Annotated in this window: 6 protein-coding genes; 3 read left to right on the plus strand and 3 right to left on the minus strand. The window is 45.8% G+C overall.

Annotated features, from left to right (window positions below; all coding sequences use genetic code 11):
* Nucleotides 1-684: glycosyltransferase family 2 protein (locus tag F6J94_RS27320; protein ID WP_293046058.1), on the minus strand; the 684-nt coding region annotated here is incomplete at its 3' end.
* A 52-nt stretch (nt 685-736) separates the two neighbouring features.
* Nucleotides 737-1555, minus strand: a complete 819-nt coding sequence (locus tag F6J94_RS27325; RefSeq protein WP_293028656.1) for an HpsJ family protein — start codon at nt 1553-1555, stop codon at nt 737-739.
* A gap of 412 nt (nt 1556-1967) precedes the next feature.
* On the opposite strand from F6J94_RS27325, the gene pgl reads away from it, so the two are divergent.
* A complete protein-coding gene (pgl, locus tag F6J94_RS27330; protein WP_293046053.1) occupies nt 1968-2711 on the plus strand; it encodes a 6-phosphogluconolactonase in 744 nt (247 codons plus the stop codon).
* 52 nt (nt 2712-2763) lie between these two features.
* Here the strand turns inward: pgl and tnpA are convergent, their stop codons facing one another.
* Nucleotides 2764-3258: an IS200/IS605 family transposase gene (tnpA, locus tag F6J94_RS27335; protein WP_293046061.1), complete on the minus strand. Its 495-nt coding sequence runs from the start codon at nt 3256-3258 to the stop codon at nt 2764-2766.
* 6 nt (nt 3259-3264) lie between these two features.
* Between tnpA and F6J94_RS27340 the strand changes: the two genes are divergently transcribed.
* Together F6J94_RS27340 and F6J94_RS27345 are read left to right on the plus strand one after the other, a co-directional pair.
* A complete protein-coding gene (locus F6J94_RS27340; protein WP_293046055.1) occupies nt 3265-4653 on the plus strand; it encodes a transposase in 1389 nt (462 codons plus the stop codon).
* A 1169-nt stretch (nt 4654-5822) separates the two neighbouring features.
* Nucleotides 5823-6710, plus strand: a complete 888-nt coding sequence (locus tag F6J94_RS27345) for an FHA domain-containing protein (RefSeq protein ID WP_293028663.1) — start codon at nt 5823-5825, stop codon at nt 6708-6710.
* Nucleotides 6711-7026: the final 316 nt, after the last annotated feature.

Genomic DNA, 7026 nt, shown 5'->3' on the forward strand with positions numbered 1-7026 from the left:
CCATACAGGTCGCCAGGGCAAGCGTAAGGACAAGTTTTTGAGGGCACGGCGTCTTTCTACTTCCGAACGCCCAAAAAATAGGTCTGCCCACTCAACAGTTCCTTGCTCCAACTGGCGCAAGGTTTCGATAGCTTCGTCGGTAGAGTAGCGATTGTGTTTATCAATCCAACGGGTAAATCCCTTACTGTTGGTGTAGTGAGGATATGTTTCTTTGATGAAACCAGTCGGTCCATCACATACTTCCCGTTCCGTATGACCATAATCATCAAACCAAACCTTTTCCTTACGAAACAGCCGTAGTTGGTAACGGGGATACTGAGTAGAGTAGCGAATCCACCGATTCATGAACATGACCCGCTCTGCAACGTAATAAGCCACATGCTCCTGTCGTTGTATTGCTCCCTGGCATTCGGCAAATAACTCAGGGGTCATGCGTTCATCAGCTTCTAGGATATAGACCCATTCGTACTTGGTGGGGACTTCCTTGAGCATCCAGGTGCGCTGACGTCCGTGACTTTCAAAGGCGTGCTGCACAACTCGCACCGGATACTGACTAGCAATTTCTACAGTGCGATCGCTACTGATTGAATCTACGATAATCACATCGTCCGAGAGATTGGCTGACTCGATACAAGCAGCAATATCTAGTTCTTCGTTGTAGGTCAGGATATAGATCGAGAACATGTCAAGGGGATCATCATCAAAAATCTGGTCAGGGTTAAAAGTCTCTACCCTACTAAGCTTGGCCACGACGGGTTACTGGTGTACTTCCCAACCCTCGCAATCCGGTCCAGCCAATGGCAATATAGCCAATTGCTAGGAGTAAGCTACTCAGACCAGTTTTAATGCCCAGTTTGAAAGCTTCAGTGGTGGCTCGTTTCTCTAGTTGAAGTTTCTGACTACGGATTTGGTTAATATTCTGCTCTACTTCTTGATTGAGCACATCAGGGTTTTCCTTAATTGCCTGCAATTGTTGTCTAACTCTGTTAGCTTGAGCTTTGGCTTGCTCAAGCTGTTGTGCTGGAATCCTACCACTTTTAATGGCTGCGTCTAAATCGGCGAGTTTCTTTTCTACCTGGGCTATACCCTGAGGACTTTTGAGAAGTTCAGTGACTTGCTGAGTGCGGTTTTCCAGTTGAACTTCGGCGGTCTTGGCTCTTTGGTTAATTTGTTCTAGAGCCTGGGAACTTTGCAAACGAAGGTTATTGAGATGTAGGGGTACCATTAGCAGAAAGACCAACCCTAGAAAACTAGACAGACACAGCACCCAAAATCTGATATCTTGAACCGAAGATTTTGGCTCTGTGGTAGCGGTAGCAGCACTTTGAGCAATCCAATATCCAGCAAATAAAAACCCAATGCCGACCATAGGGATAATGCCTCGGTCAACAACTTGGGTAGCAAAGTTCAACTGCCACTCTGGCTTTAACAGGCTAGCTCCCTGTGGGGGAATTGCCAAAATTATGTAATCCAAAAGAGAGGAAACGATCATTATCAGCCCGACAACCTTAAGAGTCAGAGCAGTAAACGAGGAATAAACAGAATTAGTATTCATGGGCTATGAAGCGCGATTAGTAGATTAACTTAATCATCAACTTGGGGACTTGACTGAGTAATCCCTCCTCAACTTACTGGCTTACTAGTTTTTGTAGTACTCAATAAGTGATCAATATAAGAGCACGAAGGCCAACCCTGGCGCTTTGCCCATATTAACCTATGGCAATCGAGAATCCTAACTCCAACATCCTTTGCTGGTGTTAAGTTTTAGACGGGAAGTCCCGCGCTCTACCTTTTAGGTGAGCGTCACGAGCCTTAGCCATTAACCATTAACCATTAACCATTAACCATTAACCACTAATCAAGGTGTTAGGATAATTTCTGGTATTCTTCCTGAATCAGGTAAAGCGATCGCACTAGCTGATTAAAGGTAGTCTTGTGGATGTAGTGTTCCTCGGCAGACAGGTTTTATGAACAAAGTGGTTGAAGTTGTACCGGATAAAGAAGCTTTGATTAGGCGAGCTGTTGATGTTGTCCTCACTAAAATCCAAGGAGCAATCCAGGCTAACGGTCGGTGTACGATTGCCCTTGCTGGCGGTAGCACCCCCAAGCCTTTATATGAAGCGATCGCTACCTTTGACCTTGCCTGGAATAACATTCATGTGTTTTGGGGTGATGAACGCTATGTTAGTCCCGAGCACCCCGATAGTAATCAAAGGATGGCTCGTCTTGCCTGGTTATACAAAGTCGATATACCAGAGGCTAACATTCACCCCATGCCCACCGACGGCTCTAGCCCCGCTGCTGATGCGGAAAAACATCAAGCTCAACTGTATGAGTTTTTTGGCATACCAGTAGGAGAGTTTCCTGGCTTTGATGTAATTTTGTTAGGCATTGGTGATGATGGTCATACTGCTTCCCTATTCCCCCATACAGAGGCTCTGCAAGTAAAAGACCGACTCGTTACAGTTGGCAACAAAGATGGTCAACCACGAATCACCTTTACGTCGAGCTTGATTAACCATGCCAACTGCGTTATGTTTCTGGTTGCTGGTGCTGGCAAAAGAGCAGCCCTAGCTCAAATATTTGCCCCCGAAGCTGATCCACAAACCTATCCAGCTCGGTTGATCCAGCCCCAAGGAGAACTTTGGTGGCTTCTAGATCAATCAGCAGGTGAAGATTTGAACAAAATGTTGAGCGCAGTCCCCACCTAGAATCTTTGATTTAGGTGGGGTTAGCGAAACCAATAAACAAAGCGCAGCATCCTTATTCTGGCTTTTCCTGATTCTGGACATATGCAATCAGCTTTTGTAATGGAGCTTGTGTTCCTACTGAAATCAAAGCATAGCTGCCACCCCAGAACATCGGTTTTTCTGACCAGTAAAAACGTTTTAGATGAGCTGCATACTCTTTCCGCATTAGTCGAGAGGAAACAGTTTTGAGGTTATTTACTAGCTTTGACAAGTCAATACTGGGGATAGCTTCAAACAAAACGTGGACGTGATTACTCTCCCCCCCAAATTCAATCAGTTCACAATCCCATTTTGCTAGGGTAGCCCTAAAAATGTCTTCCAAGCGTTCGAGCATCTCCCCTGTTAGGGAATTGTTTCTGAACTTAGTCACTAGTACCAAGTGATAGAGCAACCGAAATGCCGAGTTGGAGCGAGTCTTGAGTCTCCTGAAATCCATAGAGCGGTATCGGCAACTAAATTGACAACTAAATCTTAGCAAGTTAAAATATATTTGGTATTGGTTAAGTATTTCTCCATGAGCCGGAAGCCAGCTAAAAAGCGAACTAAGCGCAAAAAGTGGCAGTCAGCGTCGTTGATCAGAACTGATGTCTGGTCGCTGTCTTTGACTCGCCATCAGCGTAATTTAGCTATTCTGACGGTGGAAGAGTACCGCCATTTCCTAAAACCTTTGGTACTAATCGCCTATTGGAATTGGTCTGCCCTGTTGGGGTTAACTGCCAAAGAACGGGTGAACACGCTGGAGAAGTTGGTTCACCAGACCGCAGATAATCCCAATCCTAAATATGGTTGGTACTTCAAAAAAGCCATCAATAACCATCCATCGTTTCGCAAGTTTCCCAGCTACCTAAGACGGGCTGCCATCCAAGACGCATTAGGGATTGTTAGCAGCTTTGTGACTCGCTGGCAGGATTGGAAACGAGGCAACAGAAAGCACCGACATGACAAGTCCCCTAAGCTTACTGCCTTCTGTAACAGCTACCCAGCTTTGTACAAAGGTCAACAAATTCGCTATAACGCTAATTTTAACGCTGTAGACCTCAAGGTTTGGAACGGTAAGGATTGGGTATGGCTATTGGCTATTCCTGTTCGTTCGTCGGGAAAAAGCCGCCATCTAGGTCAAGACAACAAACTGATGTCCCCTTCCTTAATTGCTAACGGCCGCAGCGTTCATCTGTCGATGCCCGTCGAGATCGCAATTAAGGAACTGCCGGAATCTGATTGGGTTTGTGCGGTAGACCTAGGAATTAACACCACAGCGACCTGCTCTATCGTTAGTCGGGACGGTACTGTAAAAGCGAGGAAATTTATTTCCCCCGCCAGAGACATAGACCGCCGTGACCAACGCAAGCAGCGTATTGCCACTAAGTCCAAGCAAACCCGTAAGATAACCAAAAGGAATTTGCCTCAAGGGTTCTGCAAGGGATTGTATCGCAAGTCCAAACAGATCAACGAACACATTGCTCAAGTCGTATCCAAAGCTGTAATAGACTTTGGAATCGCTCATCAAGTGAGGGTGATTGTGTTTGAGGACTTGTCAAACTGGAAGGCAAAAGGGGGTAAGCACGGCTCTCTCCAAAAGCAACGATTCCACCAATGGTGTAAAGACCGGATTGTGGAACTTGCCATCCAGAATAAGAGCGAGTTAGGCGGGAACGTCGTCAAGGTTAACGCTAAATACACCAGTGCTTATGGGTTTGATGGGTCTGGCTTAATTTCCCGCAGCAACAAAAAGTATTCCCTCGCCAGATTCAAGAACGGCAAGCGCTATAACGCCGACTTATCTGCGTCTTACAACATCGGCGCTAGATATTGGTATGCCGTGCTCACTAACGCGAAATTTACGCTTAGTCTGGGAAGGCAGAAGTTCCTCCCACACGCTGAGAACGCCAGTGACGCTCAGTAGTTTATGGAAGCTATCTGAGTCCAACCTAGCATAAGAATCCCCAGCTAGAATTTTTAATTTAGCTGGGGTGCGTTCAAACATTGACAAGCGCGGAAGTGTCAAGTGTGAACGATGAAGTGGGAAACAGTTCTATCCAGTTACTGAGAAACTATTATAGTTTTAGCTTCCGGCAAAATTCATCCCACACTCATGGCGTAGCATTGAGATGTGGGATGAATTTTGCACAGGGTATGCATGGAATTGCTATAATATATTTACTGATAAACAAAGCCGTTCCCGTAGCGTAGCCTACGGCCTTAAATGCTGGTTTGTCAGCACAACAGTCTTAAGAAAAAAGACCAATAAAACAGAGCGGCAGCGATGCAGCGCGGTCTTGGGTAGCCAGTGCTGTCTAGGGGGTTCCCCCCATGAGCAATTGGCGTGGTTTCCCCCGGAGACGAAACCTTAGATAGTGGAGCCTTTATAGTTAGCAGGTTATGCAGAAAAGGGTTAAATGTTTTTTAATAAGGCGACCCTATCTTACGGTAACTTCAAACCACTCGCGCTTTGCATCAATAGAGGGCAGTCCGTTCAAAAAGCCCAGCGCCTCCAAAGCAATAGCTGGATTGGCGCTTGTTTCCCACACTGACTCTTTGAGTTCAGTGTGGGAGCTGTCACGGGAGTATGTTATATTTTTAGGGATTTTGATACTTAATTAGGGTGACTTGCCTGGAAGCCTTTTGTGTGGAAGCCTTTTGCCTTATATGCTCCCACTGTAGCTTCAACCCGCACCAATTCCAGGTCTTCTACAATAGGCGAGCAGTAGTTGAATGGGGCACAGGAATTACGTCTAATTTTCACGGGATCATAGTCCAAGTCTAGTGTAGTCTAATCAGCGAGAAGGTTGCTCGATTAGATACCAGCAAAAAGAACCGAACAGTAACTTCAATCAAGTCTATTACAAGCGGAGCAGGAAGTGTTCCTGACAATAAAACGCGCCATGAGTAAATCCAGTTATTGATAATTCTATAAATCATAGTACCTCGTTCGCGCAGAGTCTCCAAAGGAGAAAGAAGCTCTGGTAGCCTTAAGAGGTGCATTAAGCCTACACTTGCCCGATCGGGAAGTGTATGATCGTCACATTATCTGAAACTAGATAATAGCTGTTAAAAATAATAAATTAAAGTTCTATGATTGTTTGCCCTAACTGCAATCACCAAAATCCGGAAGGGGCTACCCAATGTGAAGCCTGCTACACTCCCTTACCTTCCACTACCAGCTGTCCTAACTGTGGTGCAACAGTTCAGACTGATGCCAGCTTCTGTGGTCAGTGTGGATTTCACTTGAATGTGGGTGCCAATATGGAGAAAGGGGAGAAATCAGGGTCAAACTCTACCCCAGAGATACCCGACTTGGTATCCCCAGACCCACTTGTTGAACCTATACCGATGGCTATGAATACTCAAGTCCCCGATCCAGCATCCAATCCTATCAGTTCTGATGATGCTGAATCTACCACCGCTATGCCAGCTACGGTCGTTAATCGAGCCCTCAACTCAGAAGCATTTCAACCGCAGAATCCTGACTTAGAAACCCTGCCATTGCCCCTGCCTACCGTTGGCAATTTAGGGTTTTCTCAGGAAGAATCTAGCCAAAACTCACCCTCACCATCAATACCAGAAACTGACTTAGAGAACCCACCACCGCCCCCTGTACCCGATAGAGGTAGTGCCCAAACTCAGTTGCAGGTAATCTCAGCTCAACTGTTGCATATGCAAACCAATACAACAATTGAGTTACCGCAGCATATATCAGTGATTCATATGGGTAAGCCCAATGATAAAATTCCACCGGATATTGATGTCTCTGGTTTTCCTGACTCAGACATTGTCTCTCGCATTCACGCGGATATCAGAGTTGAGGGGGATACCTACTATATTGAAGATGTAGGCAGCTCCAATGGCACTTATGTCAACCACACCTCTCTAGCACCAGGCAATCGGCATCGGCTAAGAACAGGCGATCGCATTAGCTTGGGGAAAGGTGATAAAGTGACATTTTTGTTCCAAAGTTCTTGAGTTGCCGGTGCTAGGTGCGTGTGACAGCTGGTTGTGCAAAATTGATCTGGGACAAAGCCCCGACCTAAAGCGCTAGCTAGGTCGGGGCAGTTTACTAAAGGATGTTTCAAGAGAGGGCTTATAGCCAATTGCAGACCTTCCTTTTAAGTGATAGCCTGAGATTAATAATTCACAATGGTGGCACTCTCCTAGATTGCCCCTTCTACTAAGGTCGTCTATAGTCATAGTGTTTACCAAAAAGTTTGGGTAATCGCGCCCCGTACTTCTAGGACGGCTTTTCCGTCGGATGTGATAGAATAAAAGCATAAGCAATAAA

Origin of the sequence: Moorena sp. SIO1F2, assembly GCF_010672755.1 — a bacterium.
GTDB lineage: Bacteria > Cyanobacteriota > Cyanobacteriia > Cyanobacteriales > Coleofasciculaceae > Moorena.

Bases quoted from the DNA above. Each gene is read 5' to 3' on its own strand.
- F6J94_RS27325 (WP_293028656.1), bottom strand. From the start codon at position 1,555: ATGAATACTAATTCTGTTTATTCCTCGTTTACTGCTCTGACTCTTAAG.
- pgl (WP_293046053.1), top strand. From the start codon at position 1,968: ATGAACAAAGTGGTTGAAGTTGTACCGGATAAAGAAGCTTTGATTAGG.
- F6J94_RS27340 (WP_293046055.1), top strand. From the start codon at position 3,265: ATGAGCCGGAAGCCAGCTAAAAAGCGAACTAAGCGCAAAAAGTGGCAG.
- F6J94_RS27345 (WP_293028663.1), top strand. From the start codon at position 5,823: ATGATTGTTTGCCCTAACTGCAATCACCAAAATCCGGAAGGGGCTACC.